This is a genomic window from Marinomonas atlantica (assembly GCF_001639725.1).
Taxonomy (GTDB): domain Bacteria; phylum Pseudomonadota; class Gammaproteobacteria; order Pseudomonadales; family Marinomonadaceae; genus Marinomonas; species Marinomonas atlantica.
Genome location: NZ_LTAW01000005.1, coordinates 172,414 through 194,579, shown reverse-complemented (window position 1 = coordinate 194,579; position 22,166 = coordinate 172,414). Strand labels below are relative to the sequence as shown.

The following is a 22,166-nucleotide window of genomic DNA, read 5'->3' as shown; positions in this document are numbered from 1 at the left end:
GTAACATTCGTAAAAGTTACCGGTAACATACCTTCGTCACTTGTGACTTTATCTTCCTTCAAAACAATAAATAGCGGGAAAACATCATGAGCAAATTTGCTAAGACGTTACTTACTGCCACGATTGCAGGCGCACTTTCAACATCTGCACTGGCTGCTGATTTCACCTTTAAATTCCAATCATCAGACCCATCTGGCGACAAAAATTTCCAAGTTCAGAAAGAGTGGACTGAGCGCGTGGAAGAAATGTCAGGCGGTCGCATCAAAATCAACCTATTACCTGTCGGCAGTGTGTTCAAACACACAGAAACTTTGGACGGTATTAAAATGGGCATTCTTGATGGCCAAGTAACGGCAACTGAGTTTTTCTCGGGTAAAGATGCAGCGTTCGGTTTAATTGGCAATACCGTTGGTGCTTGGTCTGATACAAGCCAATTATTGCAATACATTAATTATGGCGGCGGCTACGAACTAATGAACGAACTGTACGCACCCTATGGTGTAAAGTTCATTGGTGGCTCAACGACGGGCGTAGAGTCCTTCGTTTCGCGCGTACCTTTAGACGGTGTTGATGACCTAAAAGGCCTTAAACTTCGCGCTCCTGAAGGTTTGGTGCAAAAAGTATTCGCGGCAGCCGGTGCAACACCCGTTAACTTACCAGGTTCTGAAGTTTTCACAGGTCTTAGCAAAGGCGTTATTGATGCCGCAGATTACACTGTATTTTCGACAAACCAAAAAGCGGGCATGAATGATATTGCTCCCCATCCCGTTCAGCCAGGTTTCCATTCATTACCATTGATTGATATCTCAATGAGTTTGAAGAAATGGAACAAGCTGCCTGAAGATCTGCAAGCCATCATGACCGTTTCAGTACGTGACTTCGCCAACGATATTACAACACAGCTTCGTATTGCGGATCAGAAAGCCGTTAAAGCGGCTCAAGAAGACCCAAATATCACTATTCATGATTGGTCTGCAGAAGAACGTAAAAAATTCCGAGCGATCGCTCGTACGCAATGGGAAGAGTTTGCAAAAGAGTCTCCAAATGCACAAAAAGTGTATGACTCTGTGACAACTTACCTAGAAGAAAACGGCCTTCTTTAACACCTAAGAAGCCTTGATGCCAAACAAAACAGGCGCTGGACAACCGGTCATAAGCCGATTTCCTAGCGCCTGTTTTAAACTGGACCCTACCCCATGAAGAAAAATACTCCTATTCCGCAGACAGAAGATCCAACAGAACAGCCGCGAAACCTATTAGATAAAGCCATCGTACGCCTTGGTAACGCCTTGAGCTTGCTGTTTTTATTTACCGTCGGCATCTCTTTTTACGAAGTTGTCATGCGCTATGTGTTTAATGCCCCGACCATGTGGGTCCACGAATCGGCTTCATTTATCGGTGGCTGTTTATTCGTATTTGGTGGCATCTATGCTCTAGCCACCAACAAACACGTGCGCGTAGTCCTCATTTACGATGCTGTTTCAGACCGCACCCGTCAATATTTGAATGTTTTCCATCATATCATGGGGCTTATTTTTGCAGGGTTACTTGCCTATGCGGCGTATCAAATGACCGAAAGTGCTATTTTTTCCCCTTTTGGCGACATTCATTTTGAAACATCCGGCTCTGCTTGGAACCCGCCATTCCCTGCCTACGTGAAAATCACCATCTTCATAACCGTGTGCGTGATGTGGGTTCAGTTTGCTCTGCACCTAATCCAAGAAATACTGAACCTAAGGAAGTCATAGCATGTTTGATTTATCCGCTTTGGGCATAGGCTACGGCAGCCTACTAATGCTAGTTTCCATGATCCTACTGTTGCTTACAGGTATGCAGTTGGCCATGGTAACAGGACTGGTGGCACTCATTTTTGCCGTCGGCTGGTTTGGAATTGATGCTCTACCCTTGGTCACTAGCCGCTTATACAGCTTTGTTGGCAGCTATGTCTTTTTGGCCGTACCCATGTTTGTGCTCATGGCCGCCTTACTCGACCGCTCTGGCATTGCCAGAGACTTATTCGATGCCATGAAAGTCGTTGGCCGCAAGGTGCGTGGCGGTGTCGCCGTCCAGACCTTAGTGGTCGCGATCATACTTGCCTCTATGTCAGGGGTAATCGGTGGTGAGACTGTCTTATTGGGCATTCTTGCACTGCCACAAATGCTACGCCTTGGTTACAACCGAAAATTGGCGATCGGCACGACCTGTGCTGGCGGTGCACTCGGCACCATGCTGCCACCCAGTATCGTGCTGATTATCTATGGCCTAACAGCAAGTGTGTCTATTGGCGATTTATTTAAGTCGGCTTTTTTACCCGCCTTGATCCTAGCCTTTTCCTATATGGCTTATGTACTCATCATCAGTCGTATGCACCCAGAATACGCCCCACTTCCGAGTGACGAAGAGCTGGCTCAAGACCAGAACACAAACTATTTCAAAGCGCTATTCTTTCCCATCCTATCCGTAGCCGTAGTGTTAGGCAGTATTTATACCGGTATCGCCTCGGTGACCGAAGCCTCCGCTCTGGGTGTTGTCGGAATTATTTTCAGCGCTTGGATCCGAGGCGAATTAACATTCGACATGCTCAAGGAAAGTGCTAAAGCGACCATGAGCACCTGCGGCATGATCATTTGGATCGGCATCGGTGCAACAGCATTGGTTGGCGTTTATAACCTTATGGGCGGCATTGATTTTGTAGAAGAGACGATCCTATCCCTATCTGGCGGCAGCGTTATGGGCACCGTATTGATCATGATGGTGATCTTACTGGTACTAGGGATGTTCCTGGATTGGGTCGGCGTTGCGCTGTTAACCATGCCAATCTTTGTGCCAATCATTACCAATCTTGGACTAGACCCCGTTTGGTTTGGTGTTGTGTTCTGTCTAAACATGCAGGTGTCTTTTCTATCACCGCCGTTTGGCCCCGCAGCCTTCTATCTTAAATCGGTTGCACCAAAAGACATTAGCTTAGGAGAAATTTTCAGCTCATTGCTGCCTTTCATCGCCCTTCAAGTGATGGTACTGGCATTGGTGATCTTCTTCCCTCAGCTCGCAATCTGGTGGAAATAGAGACGCTTATATTTTTGTATAGAACCACTCAATTGCTACATCTACAGATATCGCGAAGCACGACCACGTGCTTCGCAGGAGAGACACTAATATGATAAAGAAAATCATTGTAATGGGGGTTTCTGGATGCGGTAAGTCCTCTATGGGACAAAAACTCGCAGACCATTACGGTTTTCCTTTTTTCGATGGCGATGATTATCATTGTGAGAACAATGTCGAAAAGATGCGTCAAAGTATTCCGCTCACAGACGAGGATCGTTACGGTTGGTTAAACACGCTTAATCACATTCTACGAGATAACGATTCAGCGGTGGTGGCATGCTCGAGTTTAAAGCCATCTTATCGTGATATTTTGCGCAACAATATTGACGGCCTTGCCATTGTCTATCTACAAGGTGATTTCGACACTATTTGGCAGCGTCACCAGAAACGTGATGGCCATTACTTTAATGGAAAGAGTATGCTGGAAAGTCAATTTGAAACCTTAGTAGAGCCAGAGAACGAGCCGGATGTGATTGCAATCGATATTCGCCATTCGCTTGATGATGTCTTTTCGAAAAGCATATCAGAACTGGCATTACGATAACCTGATAGCTGATACTGCAAAGCGCAAGTGTCAGCTAACTTCTTATTATTGATTGTTTTTTTGGTGTCTGGTCGATACGTTCTGAACCCTCTATGTGGTAATGTTACCGCTAACAACACTTTGAAAAAGACCTAACAGGATGAAGAAAAAGCGCCCTACACTTCAAGATGTGGCCGAACGAGTCGGTGTCACTAAAATGACCGTGAGCCGTTTTATCCGCAAACCAGATCAAGTATCTGACTCACTACGCGATAAAATTCAACACGCATTGGACGACTTAGGCTACATCCCTAATCGCGCGCCAGACATTCTCTCTAAATCCAAAAGCCACGCCGTTGGTGTATTGCTACCATCACTAACAAACCAAGTCTTTGCAGAAGTCATTCGTGGTATCGAAACTGTCCTAGAGCCCGAAGGCTACCAAACCATGCTCGCTCACTTTGGCTACAGCCAAGAATTAGAAGAGCAACGCATTGCAACACTGTTGTCCTATAACGTTGATGCCTTAATCATTTCAGAAAGCCAACACACACTCAAAGCTCAAAAGATGCTTGAGAACGCTGGCATCCCCGTCATCGAAATCATGGACTCCACATCGACCAGCCCGCTGAATATCATTGGCATCAACAACAGCGCAGCAGCTCGTGAAATGACGCAAACCATGATTAACCATGGTCACCGCAATATCGTCTACTTTGCTGCACGAATGGATGAACGTACCTTGCAAAAAATTGCAGGTTACAAGCAAGCAATGACGGCCAATGGCCTAACGGCTGCGGTCAAAGAAACCCAATCAGCTTCATCGTTTACCTTAGGTGCGAAATTCCTAGAAGAAGTGCTGTCTGAGTATCCTAATATTGATGGCATCTTTTGCACCAATGATGACCTAGCCATCGGCGCTTTGTATGCTTGCCAAAAGAAAGGGTTACGAGTACCAGAAGACATAGGTATCGCGGGGTTCCATGGCCACGATATCGCCAGAGCAATGGTTCCACTGCTAGCAACAGTCGTAACGCCGCGAGAAGAAATGGGACGCTTAGCCGCGCAACAATTACTTAAAAATATTCACGGAGAAGCGCGACACGCCTCGGTGATTGAATTGGCCTACGAAATTGAATGTGGCGAAAGCATCAGGAAAATTCAGATAAAGAAGAACTAAGAAGGAATAAAAAAAGGGAAGTATGCGGGGTGTTGAAGAGTCGCGCATACTTCCCTTAAAGGGTGACGTTAATCACTTTCGGCATACTCAGTGTAAAAGGACACTTCGTCTGCGGTCACCTAGCAATCCCCCATTTATGAAAGCTAGACAACCATTTGAAAGCGATCGAAATAGATCACCATTCCATAGAGGACTTCGCATACAATATCGGGCAGAGCAAATATATGACGCGATGTCGAGAGTAATAATAGGCGGTTATTGCCCGTAAGATCTTGCCAAATACGCCTTTCTTCTCACTATTTACGACAATTTAAAGAAATAGCGAATTGAGCTGGCCTAGTATAAACCTTTCCAACACGCACATTTCTAACTCAATGTAACAACAACAATAATGCGCTGATACTAAAGAACGACAACACAGTCGTCACTAATAAGGTGCTTGAACAAAAGCTTCGTTGCCCGTATTCACCACCTAGAATCGGGAAAATACTGAACATCGGCATAGCCGCAAAAACAAGTACCGAAACTTGAAGCTCTATAGGCATATCCGGAAAAGCCTGTAAGCTAATAAAAACAACCAAAGGGAATACTAACAATTTAATACTAGCAACGATCAGCGTTCTAACTTTGCTGCCAGCAATAGACACGCCTACCAAGGAGCCACCAATCACAAACAGCGCACTCGGTGCCGCAGCCATTGAGAGAAGCTCAAGACTGCTGCTAATAAAATGAGGCAAACGCAGGCCTAATAATGACAACAACACCCCAGCAAAAACTGACAAAATAATGGGATTGCGTACAATACGCTTTAATACTTTTACAAACACCTGCTTCCCAATACCTGGCTGATGATTGTAAAAAGATTCAATTAACATCAGCGCTAAAGGCAAGAAAATAATGGTCTCCACGACCAATGCCATAGCAAACGCTTGGGCGGGCGCATTTTCTAGGTATTGAAGTAGAATTGGAAAACCAATAAAGGAGCTGTTGGGCATCATCGCCCCCATGCCACTAACCGCCGCCACACTCCAACCTTCTTTTAACCCGTAACGAACAATCGCTACTGTTATGAAAAAAGCCACCAGCCCACCTAGTGCATACACAAACATATACGGTACGTTGACAACAGCTCTTAAATCGAGCGCAGATATCTTGGTAATCATCACCGATGGCAAGGCAAAATAAAGAACAAAACGACTCAACGCTGGCAGCGCCTCTTTGGGCAACAGTTCAAACCGCGTGCCAGCGAAGCCTAATAAGATAAGAAAGAAGATAGGAGCGGTAATATTAAGCACGACGTCCAAAGCAAATCCTTACCTTTGAGAGGATGTAAAGATCCTAATGTTACCCTAAACAACCATTTAGAAATATAAAGCGGCAATTCATAATTGCATACCTATATTCAAAATAGCGTACTGTTCATAATACTAAAAGCCCCACTTCTATCGAAGCAGGGCGCGCCCTATTTCATACATTTACTGGTATTTACGAATGTTACGCTTAGTCGTGTTTGTTAACATCGCGATGCTTCTTAGCATGACGAGGCTTATCACTTTTGCATGAATCAGATACCTCTTTTTTCAATGCTGTAAATTGCTCTTTTTGCTCAGGCGTTAGCACACCATACATTTCATGCTGCGCCATCATGCGCTGCACCATCACTTTAGCTTGCTGATCCGCCATATTTTGAGCAAACTTCTCAGCCGCTTTTTTATCAAACTTATCGGCCATGACCAACTCATCTGCCTCTTGACGATGCGATGATCGAACACCCTCTTTTGATTCATGATGAGCTTTCATGTTTTCACGAGCCGACAGGCGCAATGCTTTCAATTGATCTTGCTGTTTATCACTTAAATCAAGTTTATGCATAAGGTGAGCATCAGACCCACAACGATCACGTCCTTTTTTATCATGATCTTTACCGCCAGCGAACGCACTGGCCGTACCAAGCATTAGAGGAAGCGCCAAACCTACAACCATCATTTTTTTACGGATATTCATAATTTCTTTTCCTTCAATAAGATACTGTGTATAAGGCTGTCTTCACAGCACATAAATCTAGAATAAGTTCTTCAAGGTAAAGCAACGTCCGCGCAACGTAAAAGATCGTAAAGACATGACGCTTGTTTATATTTATCAGTAAACTAACTAGATCTAAACCGTATTAATGGGTTAACAATAATCACGCATGGCCAACATTCTTCTTATAGATGACGACACCGAATTAACAGAACTGCTTTCTGAAGTTCTAACGTATGAAAACTTTGCCGTTTCGGTCGCCAGCAACGGTGAAGAAGGCTTAGAAATGCTATCCAGTAAAGTTGATATCATTTTACTGGATATGATGATGCCAAAGTTAAATGGTCTGGATACCCTAAAGCGACTTCGCGAAACATCAGACACGCCAGTGTTGATGTTGACAGCAAAAGGAGAAGAAATTGATCGTGTAGTCGGTCTTGAATTGGGCGCTGATGACTATTTATCCAAGCCTTTTAGTGAACGCGAATTACTGGCCAGAATACGAGCTATTTTAAGGCGCTCACAAAGCCATCATCAAGAATCATCCTCACCTGCGGCGGTAGACTACTTCGACATCAAGCTTTACCCAGGCAAACTCGAGGCTTACTGTAGCGACACCCTATTGGAGCTGACCAGCACCGAATTCGCATTGCTACATCATTTCATTTTACATCCCGGCCAAATTCTTACCAAAGAAACACTCAGCCTCGATGTACTTGGAAAACGCCTTGCTCCATTTGATCGTGCTGTAGACATGCATGTGTCGAATCTTCGAAAAAAGCTACCAGATTGGAACAACGGCAAAGCACGCATTAAAACACTTAGAGGTCGAGGCTATCTCTTAACAGAAGGCGATGAATAATGCGCTTACCAAAAATAGCCAGTTTGTATGGCCGTATCTTCGCCATATTTTGGTTTACCATGTTTCTAGTATTAATGGCGGTTCTTTCATTACCGCACTTTGACCCAAGAAAAGTAAGCGATATACCTGCTCCCTATTATCAACGTTTGATTCAAGCCCGCGATAAAATCCAGCTACACTTTGCCGATCAAAGCTCCATCGAATTCATCGTCTCACAACTTTCAAGCAATCGTCGCAATAACAAGCATGATGATCACCGCAGTTCTGACAAGCGCCGTGACTCCGGTTTTGATTTTTTTATTACCGATGCAGATGGCGACATTCTATCTTTGCAAGGCCGGCCAACCTCCGAAGAGCGCGCAGTCCGAAATCTAGTGACGAACATTGAAAACGTAAATATTCCGCAGCAAAAATTGTATGGTCGCTACATGCTATCTGGCCCCATTCCAATTCGACTCGCACAAACGGATTACTATTTGTATGTAGGCGTCAAATGGAGCCGTCCTCCTAGCTTCTTAATTCAACTGTTCGATCATCCATTTCAACTGTTACTCGCCACCATGCTCATCAGCACGCCTCTACTATTATGGCTGGCGTGGGCATTAAGCCAACCTGCTCGTCGCTTGGAACGTGCTGCGAAACGAGTTGCCCGAGGTGAGTTTGATATCGACCCGAGCCTAGAAAAAGGCACCTCAGAGTTCCGCCAAGCAGGTGCTAGCTTTAATCAAATGGTCAAAGCCGTGAATCAGATGATCTCACGTCAACAGCGACTACTATCAGACATATCTCACGAGCTTCGCTCTCCTTTGACTCGTTTACGTATGGCCAATTCATTAGCACAGCGCAAACAAGGCCAAAGTCCTGAGCTCACTCGAATTGATACTGAAACCCAGCGCCTAGAATCCATGATCAGCAATCTGCTCGATTTATCTCGGATGCAGATTGACAGCCATATTAACCGCGAGCGCCAGCCGCTAGCTAGCCTATGGGAAGCGCTACTCGAAGACACCCAGTACGAAGCCGAACAAATGGAAAAGTCGCTTACTTATAATACCATTCCAGATAGAGCATTATTGTGCCATCCTCAGCTCATGATGAGTACATTGGAAAACATTGCTAGAAACGCCATCTATTACGGCAAAACAACAATCTTGATCAATATGCAGGTAGATTCGAACCGCTTAATGCTAACCGTTGAAGACGATGGAGACGGCGTACCAAAAGAGGAGCGCGAAGCAATTTTCCGTCCGTTCTATCGTGTTTCTACAGCAAGGGATGCTCATAGTGGAGGCCGCGGATTAGGGCTCGCTATTACTGAAAATGCCATTCGACAGCATAATGGCTCAATCGAAGCGTCACAAAGCGACTTAGGCGGTCTAAAGGTTACCGTCGAACTGCCACTAGAGTAAAATGATAAATAATATACTTTATTTATCTTTAGCTCATAGATTGGCACATTTACCTTTGCTCTTCCCAATTTACCAAGTTTTCAAAAGCCACACCGAAATAGAGCTCGTAACTGTTTTGCTCAACATAACCAATATGAGGTGTGGCCGTCACATTATCCAGCATCAATAGAGGCTCGTTAACTAATTGGGCAGGCTCCTCATCAAATACATCAATCGCTGCATGGCGTGCGGGAAAATGTTGTAATGCATCGAACAGCGCACTTGGCTCAATCAACTCCGCACGACTTGTATTTACCAGCAGCACATCTTGCTTCATCAACGCTAAATCCTCCGCTGTTACACACCCTCTTGAGCGCTCACTCAAACGTAAGTGGAGAGAAATAATATCAGCATGAGCAAAGAAGTCTGCTTTCGAAGAAGCAGCTGACAAACCATCTTTTATAGCCTGCTCACGAGAAGACTCACCCCCCCAAATCAACACCTTCATATCAAAAGCCTGCGCATAACGCGCAATTTGCTTACCGATTTTTCCGTAACCCCAGATTCCTAGCGTTAGACCTTTTAAGGTACGACCCAGACCGAGCCCATTAGATTCTTGCCACAGATTTCTTCGTAAGGCATTGGCATACTGCGGGATATAGCGTGAAGCGGACATTATTAAACCCCAACACAACTCTGCTGGCGCAACAGGTGAGCCAACGCCCTCTAATACCTCAACTCCATAACGCTGACATAACGCTACATCGATATGATTAGACACCTTTCCTGTTTGACTAATAACCTTCAAGTCAGGTAATTTTTTCAACAATGATTCTGTGATAACTGTACGTTCACGAATTAATACAATTGCCTCCACTCCCACCAACAGACTAACTAAATAATCTTCAGAGTAGGACTGATTCAAAACGATGACATCATGACCACATAAAACCTTAAAAGCGTTTAATTCTTTTACAGCATTTTGGTAATCATCCAATACAGCAATTTTCAAGTGCCACCTCCCAATATCTAATCTTTGCGAATCAGTACACACCATATTAGAAGACTAGAAAAAATAATACTTTATTTTCTCTAACATTAATGCTCGACATAACTCCTCATCAGCATCCTTTAAACGTTCGTACAGCTCCTCAGAAATATCTTCAAACGCGCTCACAACACTGGGATCAAAATGGTACTCTGCACCTTCCTTAATAATTGAAAACGCTTTTTTATAGTCGAAAGCGGGCTTATATGGACGCTCTGAACACAATGCATCAAACACATCTGACACTGCAAAAATACGACCAACTAAAGGGATTTGATTACCGATTAAACCTACTGGATAGCCGGTTCCATCCCATTTCTCATGATGACAAGCAATAACTGGAATAGCTGCCTCTAACCAATCAATTCCCTTGACCATTTCGACACCCTCTTTGACATGCGCCTTCATGATTTCCATTTCGTCACAGGTCAATCGGCCCGGCTTCAGCATGATTGCATCTGTGATGGCAATTTTACCGATATCGTGAAGATAACTACCTAATATAAGTGACTTAATTTGAGCAGTACTTAATCCGAGACGTTCAGCCAGTTCTACCGATATCCACACAACTCTATAATTATGAGCACCGGTATCAGAATCACGCAAAGAGATTGCCTTACCCAAAGCAAACATCATATCCAAACTACCTTGCTGAATATCTTTTGTTTGGCGAATGTGCTCTCGATTTAAAAAAACAATTATTGGGTAAATAAACAACCCACATAACCAAGCTACAGCAACAGATAGCAAAGCAACTACAAAAGAATAGTCTCTTATATCTTTTTTTTGCCAATCTGGGACTACCCTAACACCTTCAAGATATCCCCATAATACATTGCCCGAGTAAATAGGAATGAAATTCCTTAGCACCCACTCTCCTGATTTAGTTGTGATACTCTCATACGATGGCTCTTCATAGCTTGGTGCATAATGAACAGGTAGAAGCGCCTCAATAGACTCACCACGCTCAGTTACAGAACCGGCTAACTCCTGACCCTTAGCATCGTATAGCTCAACAACATCAAACCAACCCACAACTAAATCCTCAGTCACTACTTTTGCAACCTTGCTAAGCGTATTTTCTGGGGCGGCTATCAACTCGTAATACTCAATAGTGTCGATTGAGACCTCCAAGGTAAGATCAATGGATTCGCGCTCCGCACTCTCTACTGCAACTTGCCAAGCTACATAGCCAGCAATAACGCTCACAACTAAACTAACAAGCACAACACGTTTAAGCGCTTTTCGTGCAAAGTCCATCCTCCACTCCCTAACGATACAAAGTCACAAATATTTTAATATACAACAAGCAGGATTAAGGTTTCCTTAAATAAAGCTCTATAACTATATTTACGACCAGAAACCTAAGAAGAGAAAATTTAGCTTTCCACTGCAATATACTCTATAAGGACAACTGAATTACCAACCTATCTCACTACCTTTAACTATTATCTCAATATGCACTTTCTTTTAAATCAGCTTAAATAGCTTGATATAAATACCTCAACGTACATCTCAGTGATTTTATTTAGTCACCCAACGTACTTAAAACACAATGACCTCAAGTCTATACTGTCCAATACACCTCCATAATATATAAACGCTTATCATTACCACAAAATCCGAATATACAATTCCTAACATGATAATACTCCAGTTATATTACCCAATTTGTATAATTACCGAGTTATCATTGAGTGCTAAATCTGATATAAGATGCATTATATGATTTTTTATTTCTCTGTATCAGTTAAAAGCTAATTCTACTATCGAGGAGCGGACATGGAAATTCAGGAGCAAAAAACCGTCCTTGTGATTGATGATGAACCTATAAACATCACTGTATTATCTGGAACATTAAGAGACCATTTTCGTGTAATTGTTGCTAAAACAGGCAAACAAGCACTTGAACGAATTGAAAAAGTAACAGTACCCGATATTATTATGCTTGATATTATGATGCCAGATATGGATGGCTTTGAAGTATGTAGAATACTAAAACAGCGTCCAGACACCAAAGATGTCCCAGTTATTTTTGTCTCTGCTATGTCTGAGCACCAAGATGAGGAAAAAGGCCTCGCTTTAGGAGCCGTCGACTATATTATAAAGCCCTTTTCTCCTGCGATAGTTCTCACTCGCATCCGAAATATTTTGCAATTGATAGAAGCACAGTCATTTTTAGAAAATCAAAATAAAGTATTAGAACAAAAAATTGAAGAACGTACTCGCGAGGTTTTCCTGACTCAGAATGTTACTATTCATGCTTTAGCATCATTAGCAGAAACCAGAGACAACGAAACAGGCAATCATATTCGACGCACTCAGCATTATGTTAAAAGTTTAGCCCTAAATCTTAGAGAAAATGGACATCACCTCAATGAACTTTCTGACGCTAACATTGACTTACTCTTCCGATCAGCGCCACTCCATGACATAGGAAAAGTTGGAATTCCAGACAATATTCTTCTTAAGCCTGGAAAACTAACCGCCGATGAATTTGAGATCATGAAAACGCATGCCTCACTTGGTGCACAAGCTTTAATACAGGCGCAAGACTCTGTAGGGGATAATGAGACTTCGTTTTTAAGATATGCACGCGAGATATCAGAAAGCCAGCATGAAAAATGGAATGGATCGGGTTATCCGAAAGCTTTAAGTGGTGAAAATATTCCTCTTTCAGGAAGAATTATGGCTGTTGCTGATGTCTATGACGCATTGATTTCAGCTCGCATATACAAACCAGCATTTACCCATGAAAAGGCGAAAGCTATCTTGCTCGAAGGGAGTGGAACGCATTTCGATCCCAAAGTAGTTCAAGCATTTGCTAATATCGAAGAAACGTTTATTGATATTGCTAAACGCTACCAAGATTATTAGTTTCAAAGATGCTCCACATTAAACCATGTAGAATAAATCCTACCCATTAACCAAAAATTTCATAAAATCTCATTGTTAAACACAAACCTGTGGTACTATTTTTTTGCACAGTTGTAATAATTAAGCCTACTTTTAATGGACTAAAGGAGCCCTAGAAATATAGAGAAGCTACTTAAATGCTTAGAATTTTCAAACAACATAGCCAAAAGACATTTATCGCTTTTACAGTCGTTTTCTGGATTAGTTCAGCATTAATGATTCGATTCTATGCAGAGCTAAATACGAATCGCGCGGCCCAGGAAGAGAAGCAAAACCTTCGTCGTGAAACCGCTTTAATTCGATCGAAAATTGAGTCGACTATCTATGAAGATGTCTATATAGCTGGGTCACTAGCAACAGTCTTAAGAGTCAGTACGAATACAGTAATTGATAATTGGGAAAACATTGCGTCAGATCTACTCAAAAAATCTTCTAATATCCGCAACATAGGGGTTGCCCCTAATAACGTATTAAGTCTCATATACCCGCTGAAAGGAAACGAAGCAGCTGTAGGATTAGACTTCAGATCTATACCAGAACAATACGCGGCTCTTATGAAGGCCAAAGAGACTGGTGATGTATATCTAGACGGCCCCATTGAGCTAGTTCAAGGCGGCCAAGCACTCATTGCTAGATACCCTATTTTTCTTGATTACCCAACTAATCAAAACTACTGGGGAAGCGCAAGCATTGTACTCAACTTTGCAGACATACTTCATGAAAGTAATCTAAATGACTTTGATAATGCTAGTTTTGCAATCAAAAGAACGACTGTTGGAGGTGACGTTGAAGTGTTCTTTGGCGCTGCAGATACCTTCATCTCACCTGATGAACTTCTCCCAATTTTTTTGCCCAATAATCAATGGCTTCTCGCAGCAAAAAGCACTTCTGGTCTATCTGACCACGCCAAATTTGAACGCAAAATCACACAGCTCTTTGGCTATACTGGCGCACTGATACTCTATATCTCTGTATTTTTACTATATCGAGCTTATCAACTCGCCCATAATGCGTCACTGAAAGATGAACTGACACAGATTCCAAACCGACGTTATTTATTCAGCCAGCTAGAACATCGAATGAAGCCATCAAAAAGAAACAAAGGCTTTGCCCTGCTAAATATTGACCTCAATGCGTTTAAACAGGTAAATGACCGATTTGGCCATGAGGCAGGAGACAAACTGCTTAAGCATATTGCTCAGTTAACCACCAATAAACTAAAGGGGACGGATTTTGTCGCACGAGTGGGCGGCGATGAATTTCTAATTGTTTTAGATTCGATAGACGCAGAATCCACAGCAAACGAGCGTGCGGACTATCTTAAACAACATATTGAAAATAAGCCTTTAGACTGGAAAGGGGGCGCCATCAAAACTTCAATCAGTGTCGGAGTCGTGGTTTACAGTCCTGACCAACCAACAACACAAGAAGAGCTGCTGCATGCCGCAGATTATAGTATGTATAAACAGAAAGAAGCTCATAAAAACAACAATCAGATTCCTGACGATCAGCTAAGTTACATCATTTAAAAATCAGTATTGTGGGCTAGTTACCCATCGATAGACTAATATATCGATTTCTGCCTGCTTGCTTTGCTCTATATAGCAGTTCATCTGCCTGACGTATGACTTCTTCTAGTGGAACTATCCTATTACTTTTAACCATTGCACAGCCTGCTGTAATCGTCACAAACTTAGAACACAATGATTGCTCATGGGGAATTTTAAGATCTTCGACACTTTGCAGCGTTGATTTTATAACACCTTCAATTGTCTCTTCAGAAAGTCCTGTAAGCATCATAACGAACTCTTCTCCTCCATAACGGGCAAGCTTACCTCTACCTTTCGGAACTTGATTCGCAACGGTTTCTGCAACTAATTTCAGGCAATCATCGCCGACTAAATGTCCATAATAATCGTTAAAGCCTTTAAAGAAATCGAGATCAATCATAATGATTGCACATGGCACCTGATTGTCCACGCACATTTCAAACGCTTCAGGAGCATCTATATCGAAAGAGCGCCGATTGCCTACACCAGTTAAACCATCTGTCAGAGCAACTTTCCTTAAAGCATCAGATTGGAATTTAAGCGTCAAATGTGCTTTCACTCGATTTATCAGAGTGTAGTGATTAATGGGCTTACGAACGAAGTCTACACAGCCTGCTTTCCAACATTCAATCTCATCATCCGTATCTCCTAAGGCGGTAATAAAAATAACCGGTATGTTTTCATACAATGGATTTTGTTTTAGCAAGCGACATACTTCCAATCCAGACATCCCAGGCATCGTAACATCTAATAGGATAATATCAGGGACCTGATTCTCGACTATTTTAAGTGCTTCTTCACCAGAGCGCGCCATAAAAATATTGTAATGATCTTTAAGCAACAAGTTCATTAACTGAATATTTGATGGTTGATCATCGACAACTAAAACATCGGCACTTTTAAGGTTCAAAAAATCCATCAGTGTTCGCTTTTCAAAATCCGCTCAAGATGAGCTTGTGCATTTTTAAAATCAAGATTCTGAATATCACCATCAATCTCGGATAGAGCAGATTTAAACGGCCCTTGATTCTTACGTTTTAGATCCATATACATATCTAATACTTTCATATTAGACTGTGACAACATGTCACGTAACTGAATCATTTCAAGACGAGTAACCAATTCCTCTTTAAGGCCGCCTTGCAATTGCTCTGAACTGTTAGCCGGCCCCGAAAGATAACACTGTATTGCGCAACAAGCGTTAGCAACCAGCTCTTTTACCTGCCTAACTTTATCAGAATAATGTTGGTAATTATGCAGCTTTAAATCCGACTCCAATTCAGCTAACTTTTCAGCGGCTCTCTCAGCACCTGCTGTTAAGGATGCTCCTTTAAGAGAATGTACCGCTCTAATAACATCATGTTTGTCTTCATTATCTATAGCTTTTGGGATGCAGACCAACATCGTCTCTGCATCAGCAACATACGACTCGATTGCGGCACTAAAGATACCCTGATTATTACCAAGCCTTAATAGTGCAGCTTTGTAATTAAAGTCGCTAAGCTCTAACTGAGTTACACTTTTACTCTCAATATCTACAACATCTATATCATCGTTTGACGTGAAACTGGGCTTAGCAAACGCACCAATAACTCTTACCAACTGATCAATATCAAACGGTTTACTAATGTGATCATCCATTCCAGCATGTGCAGCGGCTTTTTTATCTGATAACAAGGCATTCGCTGTCATTGCAATAATGGGGATTTCACCAAAACTCTTTAATGCACGTATTTCTTTAGTTGCGGTATAGCCATCCATAATTGGCATTTGGACATCCATTAGTACAACATCAATAATAGCGCCACTTTCCTTTACTGAATCAACTGCTTGCAAGCCATTCTCAGCAGTTAAGACAACAGCGCCTTCTGCCTCTAGTGACTCTCTCGCCACTAACTGATTGATCGGGTTATCTTCAACCAACAAAACCTTTATACCCAGCAACTGCTTAGTTGTACTTTGAATGTCAGTATAACCCAACAGATTATTACAAGCGGCAAAATCCAACAAAACAGAAGGTGTAAGTGGTTTTTTTAACACCGTATCAATAAAGCTATATGAAGGAATTTTACTCTCCAAATGTGCTTCACAATTAGATACTAAGGCAAGTACAGAAACCTTGTTGCCCTGTCTTTTTAGATAAGTGTCATCCGAAATAACGTTAATATCTTCCTCTGAGACATTACTAACGTCTAAAATCAGCAAATCATAATGCTTATCTTTTGACTCTGCCTCTCTAAACAGGCTTTCCACTTGAGCACCTGACTTGGCGGCATTTACTCGCCAGCCAAAAGATTCAACAATGCGACTTGTTGAATTAATCACCTCGCTTTGATGACCCATGAGCAAAACATTAAGCAGCAACTTTGTATCACTTTCTGTTTTATCATAACCATCAGAGAAGGGAACAGAGAATTCAAGGTTAGAGCCGAAACCTTCCACACTCTTAAGGCTGATATTTCCACCCATTAATTCAACCAATGTCTTCGAAATAACCAACCCAAGTCCTGTACCACCAAACGATCTGACCGTAGATGTCTCAGCCTGACTAAACGCCTCAAAAACAGTGGCCTGCTTTTCTTTGGCTATACCAATACCTGTATCAATGACTTCAACATGTAAAAAGTGATCATTAGCTTTATCCGCACTAAACTTAATGGCCACGTGACCTTTATTAGTGAATTTAATAGCATTACCAGCAAGGTTTATAATTACTTGCTGTAGCCGGTATGAATCTAAAGTCATACATTGCGGCAATTTTGGGTCCAATGTAATCATTAATTCAACGTCTTTATTCTCTAAAGACGCACTCAAAAGTGATACAACATTGTCAGCTAGGCCATGTAAGTTGAATGGATGCGGATCGATGTCCAACTTACCCGCTTCGACTTTAGATAAATCTAAAATATCATTTAAAATTCTTAATAAAGAACGTGCAGCTGAATCCGTTTTAACAATGTAATCGATTTGCTTTTCATTTAATGGTGTTTTGCGCAACAGAGTTAGTAAGCCAATGATGGCATTCATTGGTGTACGAATTTCGTGACTCATGTTGGCAACAAACTCTGATTTGGTTCTACTGGCTTGTTCAGATGCCTCTTTCGCTTCTTTCAAGGCATTTTGGTATTGCGTCTGCTTAGTGATGTCTTTGTTGATGCCAATAAGCCGAATAGAATCATCAAACTGATCTCGTTCGATGGTCGCTGAAGCATGAATGGTCTTCTTATTTCCTTGAGGGGTGACGATATCAAACACAATGGATGACTCACCGCCTTCCGCTGTAAAGCGCCTGAAGTGCTCAACTGCCCTTTCCCTATCAGTCTCTTCAATCATTTCAACCCAGTCACTAAAAGGAACCCCTAGGTTGTTATTCTCAAACTCATAAACGTCATACATTTTCTGGTTCCATAAGACGTCGTTATTGCTCGGATCCCAACTCCAAATACCAATATCAGCAATTTCGGAGGCTTTTGCCAATTGATCCTTAAGAGTCTCTAACTTCTTACGACTCGACGTTAATTCAGAAATATCCGTCGCCATTCCAAGAAAGCCTGAAACCTCACCATTTTCGCCATACAATGCAGATATAGATAAATAGACTGGGATTTTATGACCCGCCTTTGTAACATAAGTCCATTCACGATCATTACGTAAGCCAGCTAACGTTTTAGCGACAAACACATCAAAGCCTGGCTCAACCTTTTGATCCAACTCTTCTGACAGCTCTATAGCACGCTGCATCACCTCACTTTCAAGATGAAACAGTCCAGGAGTTTGCTTACCTATCAACTCTTCGGCAGAGTAACCCAGTAGTGTTTCAGCAGAAGGATTGAAAAGCGTAATATAACCTTGTGTATTGGTAGCAATAATAGCGGTTGCCGCTTTATCCATAATGGCAGCTTGCAAACTGTAACTCTTTTTAAGCTCAACAGTACGCTGCTGCACCTCTTTTTCTAATGAGGCATTCAGCGACTCAAGCTCGCTTGATACACGCTTTTGTTCGGTAATATCACGCATGATTTTTGAAAAGCCAATGAGTTGACCATGCTCATCGCGGATAGGAGAAGCCGAAATAGAAACATCAAACACTTGACTGCGATTGGTTTGTCGCTTTGACTCAAAAGGGCTAACTTTGTGCCCTTTGAGAAATTGACTGACTATATACTCATCTTCTGTTTGCGTGGAGTCCGTTAGAAATACATCTCGAGTAAGCTCACCAATCACTTCTTGGCGACTTAACCCGAACATTTTTGTAGCACTATTGTTCCACTCTGTAACAAACCCGTTAATAGACACGCCCAAAATAGCATCTTGACTACTTTCAACAATCATACTCTTTTGTGTCTTCTCGATTGATAAAGCAGTTTGAGCCTTAAGGTTCTTGCGGAATGAAAAGATGGCAAATACAAGGCCCACAATAACTAAAAAAATCCAGCCTATACTATAAAAAGTAGCCGTCATTGCCTTAACATGGATGCTCTCAATATCTTTCTTTAAAATGATATTAAGAGAGTTCAGTCCGCTGGTAAGAGGAAAATTAACTTTCGCAATGATTGAGCTATTGGGGTTGATCAACTTAACCCGAGAGCCATCCTTTAAAGTAATTACTTCTTTGGAGTCAGAGTAAAGGGTATCCCAACCAGGTACGTCGACATGCTCAAAGGCAAAATTCAAAGATTCGTCAGGATAATAAAGCACCTCCCCTTTATCATTGGTAACATACAATGATGCTTCTTTTGGAACCTTTGAAATCAATTCTTTTAAAATTGCATTCGCTGAAATATTTATAATGACAAAGCCAAATGGTACGCCGTCACTTGCCATTACTTTAGCCGCAACCCTGACGGTTGGTGTATAGGGTATCGATATACTTTTAAAATCTCGATTTAATGAAATATCTGAAATGTACACACCCGACAATTGGTTCAGCCGAATCTTTGAGAAGTAGTCCCTGCCGCTTTTTTCCTGAAGCAATCGATTCGGCACTGTTTTGGGAACACCCGCCTCTTTTTTAACGTTCACTATCTCTTTGCCATTCTCTTCGAAACCGATATAGCGCAACTGAAAAGCCATTTCATTTGCGTTCAAGTAACTCTTGAATATGGAGGCCAAACGCGACTTCCATACGTATAATTCTTCAGAATTTTGTGGATCAGATTTGGCTTGGATGATGGCTTGGATCGGGGGGATTGATTGAAGAATCGTGATATCACTTGCGTATTTATCTAGCTTAGCCTTAAACAAAAATCTCTCAGCTTCTAATGCGTCGCTTAGTGCTTTCTGCTCTCGCTCAAAAATTTGCTGATAATTGAAATTATAACTCATCCAAATGCCCGCCACTAAACTAATGACAAGCAAGGAGCTAGCAATAAACCATCGATTCATTGATTTCATTTTCAAGTGACTCACTACGACTTTAGAGGACAGGTTGAATTTGATGCAACAAAGCAACTTATCAACCAATACTTTACGATACCTCAACCTAACTATAAGAGTAGGCTATAAAGCGTAGAGTTTTGTAAGCTTAGGAGACGAAAAGAAATGAATTCAGCAAATTAAAACTTAATTAAATAAGTCATAGTGACGTTGAAAAAAGTAGGTTGGACTTAAGAAAGTTAAAATTATTACGAAGGGAAGCTTTTGCTAGTGTTGATTGAAGCATAAGGTGACAAATTGGAAAACGAAGAATCAATGAGTTACGCAACATTTTGGATCATAAGATGACAAATAATTAAACCATAAGATGACAAATTCTTTCTTTTTACCAATAGTCCAAGACCCCTCAGTATGAACGATGTAATAAAATCACCACTCAAACACCTGATCAGAAGCCATCATTGGCTTAGACGTCTTCAAACTACATACCAGTATCAGCTTTCAAAACCCGTATTAAAGATCAATGTAAAACTGTATAGTTGGTGCAAAATTGCTTTCGCGAAGACTTCGTAGGAGAAGTTAGTTTATGAGCTATGTAGCCCTTCAAAGCAAAATCATCGACCTCCTAAACTCTTTGTCATTTAATCGTTCTAATGACTTTTCAGGTATAGGTATTGTGTTTCATAAGAATTTAGTGAAGTTACCTCATACGCAGCTAATTGATACTGATAAATGTCTAAAAACAGTACCAATAGAAAGCGATGAGATTGAAGCAACATTAAGTGCAGTTTCAAAAATAAGCAGCCCCTACCATGATGGCTTCCATTTCATTGATACAAACAATTGGAAGATAAGTCACTTATCGCAATACATATCTCCACCGATTCCTAAAGATGCAGAACTTCAATTTTTCGCTTCAGGCGCAAGAATGATGTCTGCTATCCTTGCTTCTTTAATTTCAGGAATTATTTTTGTTGGTCTTGTCTCAAGCGACGGTTCAATTCATTTGTTCCACAATGGTGTAGATGTATATACAGGGAGCTAGTAGATGAAGAACATAGCTTTATCCGTAAAAGAGTTTCAACACGCCTTACTTTTTGTCTGTACTACCACCATTTTTATTGGATCCTTGGTTGGGCTCGCTCGGCATTTTTTTTCTGAAGGTAATATGGCCCAAGCTCTATTTTTTGGCATGATATCAAGTGTGAGTTGGGCTATTTGTATTTCAATATGGGCTTTCCGTCGCCCTTGGACAGTAGAGAGAATAGCCTCCTGGACTGGACGACCTATAATTCATGGTATTTGGTTTGGCAAACTGCTTACAAATTATGGTGTGGGCGATTCAGAAGAATCTCAATCTATTCCAATCGCTTTTGTAATTAGGCAGACTTATATAGGCTATTCCTTACTGTCTTATACAGAGAATCAGGATAGTAAGACTCTTGTTGAGTCATTAAGCATAGACCAGCAACATCAAACGATTCATCTACGTTATGTATACGAATTTTATATTAGAAAACCTGATGAGCGTAAATTAACTACTGGTACGGCTGAACTAAACCTTATTGAGTCTGGCAAACGACTCAAAGGGCACTATTTTACAAACTCACCTACCCAAGGCTTTGCAGAACTCACTCTAGTTCAACGCTCATGTGATGGTATTGATACCTTTGAAGCAGCCAAAAAGCTTTATGAAAAAATATCAAAAGTTTAATTCTCCCAAGCACAGTTTGATATTAACTTATAGGTACTAACACAGATCCTTTCCCATTACTTTGAACGAGTTCAACATAAAGAGATTTTCGCCCTACTATCACTACCAATAGAGGGCGTTTATCAATACGTTTTTCTGCTAAGCTTTTCCATTCAGCTCTATCAAGAGTTGATGGTGAAGGATCATCCTCTGGATGGGTATGCCATTCCCCCAAGTATCTTGTTACTCCTTTGCTAGTCGTCCACTTAGCAAGTGCCATGGCTTCATGCCCAAATGGCATTCTTTCAAATAAACACCGGAATCTTTTGTCATTGATTGTTGGCTCCGTCACTTCTTTAATCAACATATTTTGGCCATGAACAGACCCAAGAATTAATCCTCCAGCCTCACAATCAGAATCTTTTGCCTGTATGTATCGAGAAAAGGTGTCGACAACATCATTTGAAAAATGTAGTAAGGTTCGCTTATCCATAGTACTC

The 22,166-nt window shown here is 41.6% G+C and carries 18 protein-coding genes; 11 read left to right on the top strand and 7 right to left on the bottom strand.

Features of this window, described 5'->3' with window-relative positions:
* Positions 1 to 86: 86 nt before the first annotated feature.
* The 5 genes from AYW75_RS10645 (at position 87) to gntR (ending at position 4,811) form a co-directional block, all read left to right on the top strand.
* Entirely contained in the window at positions 87 to 1,103 is a 1,017-nt protein-coding gene (locus AYW75_RS10645) for a TRAP transporter substrate-binding protein (protein WP_067099254.1), read from the top strand.
* A 93-nt stretch (positions 1,104 to 1,196) separates the two neighbouring features.
* Positions 1,197 to 1,748, top strand: a complete 552-nt coding sequence (locus tag AYW75_RS10640; protein ID WP_067033836.1) for a TRAP transporter small permease subunit — start codon at positions 1,197 to 1,199, stop codon at positions 1,746 to 1,748.
* Between the two features lies 1 nt (position 1,749).
* Complete coding sequence (locus tag AYW75_RS10635) at positions 1,750 to 3,066, top strand: TRAP transporter large permease (protein WP_067099252.1); 1,317 nt, start codon at positions 1,750 to 1,752, stop codon at positions 3,064 to 3,066.
* 91 nt (positions 3,067 to 3,157) lie between these two features.
* The gene (locus AYW75_RS10630) at positions 3,158 to 3,652 is read left to right on the top strand and encodes a gluconokinase (RefSeq protein WP_067099250.1); all 495 of its coding nucleotides are present in this window, start codon (positions 3,158 to 3,160) and stop codon (positions 3,650 to 3,652) included.
* A gap of 139 nt (positions 3,653 to 3,791) precedes the next feature.
* Positions 3,792 to 4,811, top strand: coding sequence for a gluconate operon transcriptional repressor GntR (gene gntR / locus AYW75_RS10625; protein WP_067099248.1), 1,020 nt, complete (start codon positions 3,792 to 3,794; stop codon positions 4,809 to 4,811).
* A gap of 371 nt (positions 4,812 to 5,182) precedes the next feature.
* Here gntR and AYW75_RS10620 read toward each other — a convergent pair whose 3' ends face one another.
* On the bottom strand, positions 5,183 to 6,106 hold the full coding sequence (locus tag AYW75_RS10620; RefSeq protein WP_231886198.1) for an AEC family transporter: 924 nt from the start codon (positions 6,104 to 6,106) through the stop codon (positions 5,183 to 5,185).
* A 205-nt stretch (positions 6,107 to 6,311) separates the two neighbouring features.
* A complete protein-coding gene (locus AYW75_RS10615; protein ID WP_067099245.1) occupies positions 6,312 to 6,815 on the bottom strand; it encodes a Spy/CpxP family protein refolding chaperone in 504 nt (167 codons plus the stop codon).
* 187 nt (positions 6,816 to 7,002) lie between these two features.
* Here AYW75_RS10615 and AYW75_RS10610 point away from each other — a divergent pair, with 187 nt between their 5' ends.
* Entirely contained in the window at positions 7,003 to 7,695 is a 693-nt protein-coding gene (locus tag AYW75_RS10610; protein WP_067099243.1) for a response regulator, read from the top strand.
* Positions 7,695 to 9,104: an envelope stress sensor histidine kinase CpxA gene (gene cpxA / locus AYW75_RS10605; RefSeq protein ID WP_067099241.1), complete on the top strand. Its 1,410-nt coding sequence runs from the start codon at positions 7,695 to 7,697 to the stop codon at positions 9,102 to 9,104. Before AYW75_RS10610 ends, cpxA begins: the two co-directional genes overlap by 1 nt.
* A 49-nt stretch (positions 9,105 to 9,153) precedes the next feature.
* On the opposite strand, the gene AYW75_RS10600 is transcribed toward cpxA, so the two are convergent.
* Together AYW75_RS10600 and AYW75_RS10595 are read right to left on the bottom strand one after the other, a co-directional pair.
* On the bottom strand, positions 9,154 to 10,095 hold the full coding sequence (locus AYW75_RS10600; protein WP_067099240.1) for a D-2-hydroxyacid dehydrogenase family protein: 942 nt from the start codon (positions 10,093 to 10,095) through the stop codon (positions 9,154 to 9,156).
* A gap of 54 nt (positions 10,096 to 10,149) precedes the next feature.
* The gene (locus tag AYW75_RS10595; protein WP_067099238.1) at positions 10,150 to 11,391 is read right to left on the bottom strand and encodes an HD-GYP domain-containing protein; all 1,242 of its coding nucleotides are present in this window, start codon (positions 11,389 to 11,391) and stop codon (positions 10,150 to 10,152) included.
* A gap of 522 nt (positions 11,392 to 11,913) precedes the next feature.
* On the opposite strand from AYW75_RS10595, the gene AYW75_RS10590 reads away from it, so the two are divergent.
* Both AYW75_RS10590 and AYW75_RS10585 read left to right on the top strand, forming a co-directional pair.
* Positions 11,914 to 13,008 (top strand): response regulator, encoded by a 1,095-nt coding sequence (locus AYW75_RS10590; protein WP_067099236.1) that lies wholly within the window; start codon positions 11,914 to 11,916, stop codon positions 13,006 to 13,008.
* A 176-nt stretch (positions 13,009 to 13,184) separates the two neighbouring features.
* The gene (locus AYW75_RS10585) at positions 13,185 to 14,576 is read left to right on the top strand and encodes a diguanylate cyclase domain-containing protein (protein WP_082856483.1); all 1,392 of its coding nucleotides are present in this window, start codon (positions 13,185 to 13,187) and stop codon (positions 14,574 to 14,576) included.
* A gap of 16 nt (positions 14,577 to 14,592) precedes the next feature.
* Here the strand turns inward: AYW75_RS10585 and AYW75_RS10580 are convergent, their stop codons facing one another.
* Positions 14,593 to 15,516 (bottom strand): diguanylate cyclase domain-containing protein, encoded by a 924-nt coding sequence (locus AYW75_RS10580; RefSeq protein WP_067099235.1) that lies wholly within the window; start codon positions 15,514 to 15,516, stop codon positions 14,593 to 14,595.
* Positions 15,516 to 19,991, bottom strand: coding sequence for a PAS domain S-box protein (locus AYW75_RS10575; RefSeq protein WP_082856482.1), 4,476 nt, complete (start codon positions 19,989 to 19,991; stop codon positions 15,516 to 15,518). Before AYW75_RS10575 ends, AYW75_RS10580 begins: the two co-directional genes overlap by 1 nt.
* Positions 19,992 to 20,559: 568 nt before the next feature.
* Here AYW75_RS10575 and AYW75_RS10570 point away from each other — a divergent pair.
* Together AYW75_RS10570 and AYW75_RS10565 are read left to right on the top strand one after the other, a co-directional pair.
* On the top strand, positions 20,560 to 21,018 hold the full coding sequence (locus AYW75_RS10570; protein WP_067099231.1) for a diadenylate cyclase: 459 nt from the start codon (positions 20,560 to 20,562) through the stop codon (positions 21,016 to 21,018).
* Between the two features lie 3 nt (positions 21,019 to 21,021).
* A complete protein-coding gene (locus AYW75_RS10565; protein ID WP_067099230.1) occupies positions 21,022 to 21,687 on the top strand; it encodes a Cap15 family cyclic dinucleotide receptor domain-containing protein in 666 nt (221 codons plus the stop codon).
* A 22-nt stretch (positions 21,688 to 21,709) separates the two neighbouring features.
* Here AYW75_RS10565 and AYW75_RS10560 read toward each other — a convergent pair whose 3' ends face one another.
* Positions 21,710 to 22,159 carry a Mov34/MPN/PAD-1 family protein gene (locus AYW75_RS10560; RefSeq protein ID WP_231886191.1) on the bottom strand — a complete coding sequence of 150 codons (450 nt, stop codon included), beginning with the start codon at positions 22,157 to 22,159 and terminating at the stop codon, positions 21,710 to 21,712.
* Positions 22,160 to 22,166: the final 7 nt, after the last annotated feature.

Bases quoted from the DNA above. Each gene is read 5' to 3' on its own strand.
- AYW75_RS10580 (WP_067099235.1), bottom strand. From the start codon at position 15,516: ATGGATTTTTTGAACCTTAAAAGTGCCGATGTTTTAGTTGTCGATGAT.
- AYW75_RS10640 (WP_067033836.1), top strand. From the start codon at position 1,197: ATGAAGAAAAATACTCCTATTCCGCAGACAGAAGATCCAACAGAACAG.
- AYW75_RS10565 (WP_067099230.1), top strand. From the start codon at position 21,022: ATGAAGAACATAGCTTTATCCGTAAAAGAGTTTCAACACGCCTTACTT.
- AYW75_RS10560 (WP_231886191.1), bottom strand. From the start codon at position 22,159: ATGGATAAGCGAACCTTACTACATTTTTCAAATGATGTTGTCGACACC.
- gntR (WP_067099248.1), top strand. From the start codon at position 3,792: ATGAAGAAAAAGCGCCCTACACTTCAAGATGTGGCCGAACGAGTCGGT.
- AYW75_RS10595 (WP_067099238.1), bottom strand. From the start codon at position 11,391: ATGGACTTTGCACGAAAAGCGCTTAAACGTGTTGTGCTTGTTAGTTTA.
- AYW75_RS10570 (WP_067099231.1), top strand. From the start codon at position 20,560: ATGAGCTATGTAGCCCTTCAAAGCAAAATCATCGACCTCCTAAACTCT.
- AYW75_RS10615 (WP_067099245.1), bottom strand. From the start codon at position 6,815: ATGAATATCCGTAAAAAAATGATGGTTGTAGGTTTGGCGCTTCCTCTA.
- AYW75_RS10590 (WP_067099236.1), top strand. From the start codon at position 11,914: ATGGAAATTCAGGAGCAAAAAACCGTCCTTGTGATTGATGATGAACCT.
- AYW75_RS10575 (WP_082856482.1), bottom strand. From the start codon at position 19,991: ATGAAATCAATGAATCGATGGTTTATTGCTAGCTCCTTGCTTGTCATT.
- AYW75_RS10635 (WP_067099252.1), top strand. From the start codon at position 1,750: ATGTTTGATTTATCCGCTTTGGGCATAGGCTACGGCAGCCTACTAATG.
- AYW75_RS10610 (WP_067099243.1), top strand. From the start codon at position 7,003: ATGGCCAACATTCTTCTTATAGATGACGACACCGAATTAACAGAACTG.
- AYW75_RS10585 (WP_082856483.1), top strand. From the start codon at position 13,185: ATGCTTAGAATTTTCAAACAACATAGCCAAAAGACATTTATCGCTTTT.
- AYW75_RS10630 (WP_067099250.1), top strand. From the start codon at position 3,158: ATGATAAAGAAAATCATTGTAATGGGGGTTTCTGGATGCGGTAAGTCC.
- cpxA (WP_067099241.1), top strand. From the start codon at position 7,695: ATGCGCTTACCAAAAATAGCCAGTTTGTATGGCCGTATCTTCGCCATA.
- AYW75_RS10645 (WP_067099254.1), top strand. From the start codon at position 87: ATGAGCAAATTTGCTAAGACGTTACTTACTGCCACGATTGCAGGCGCA.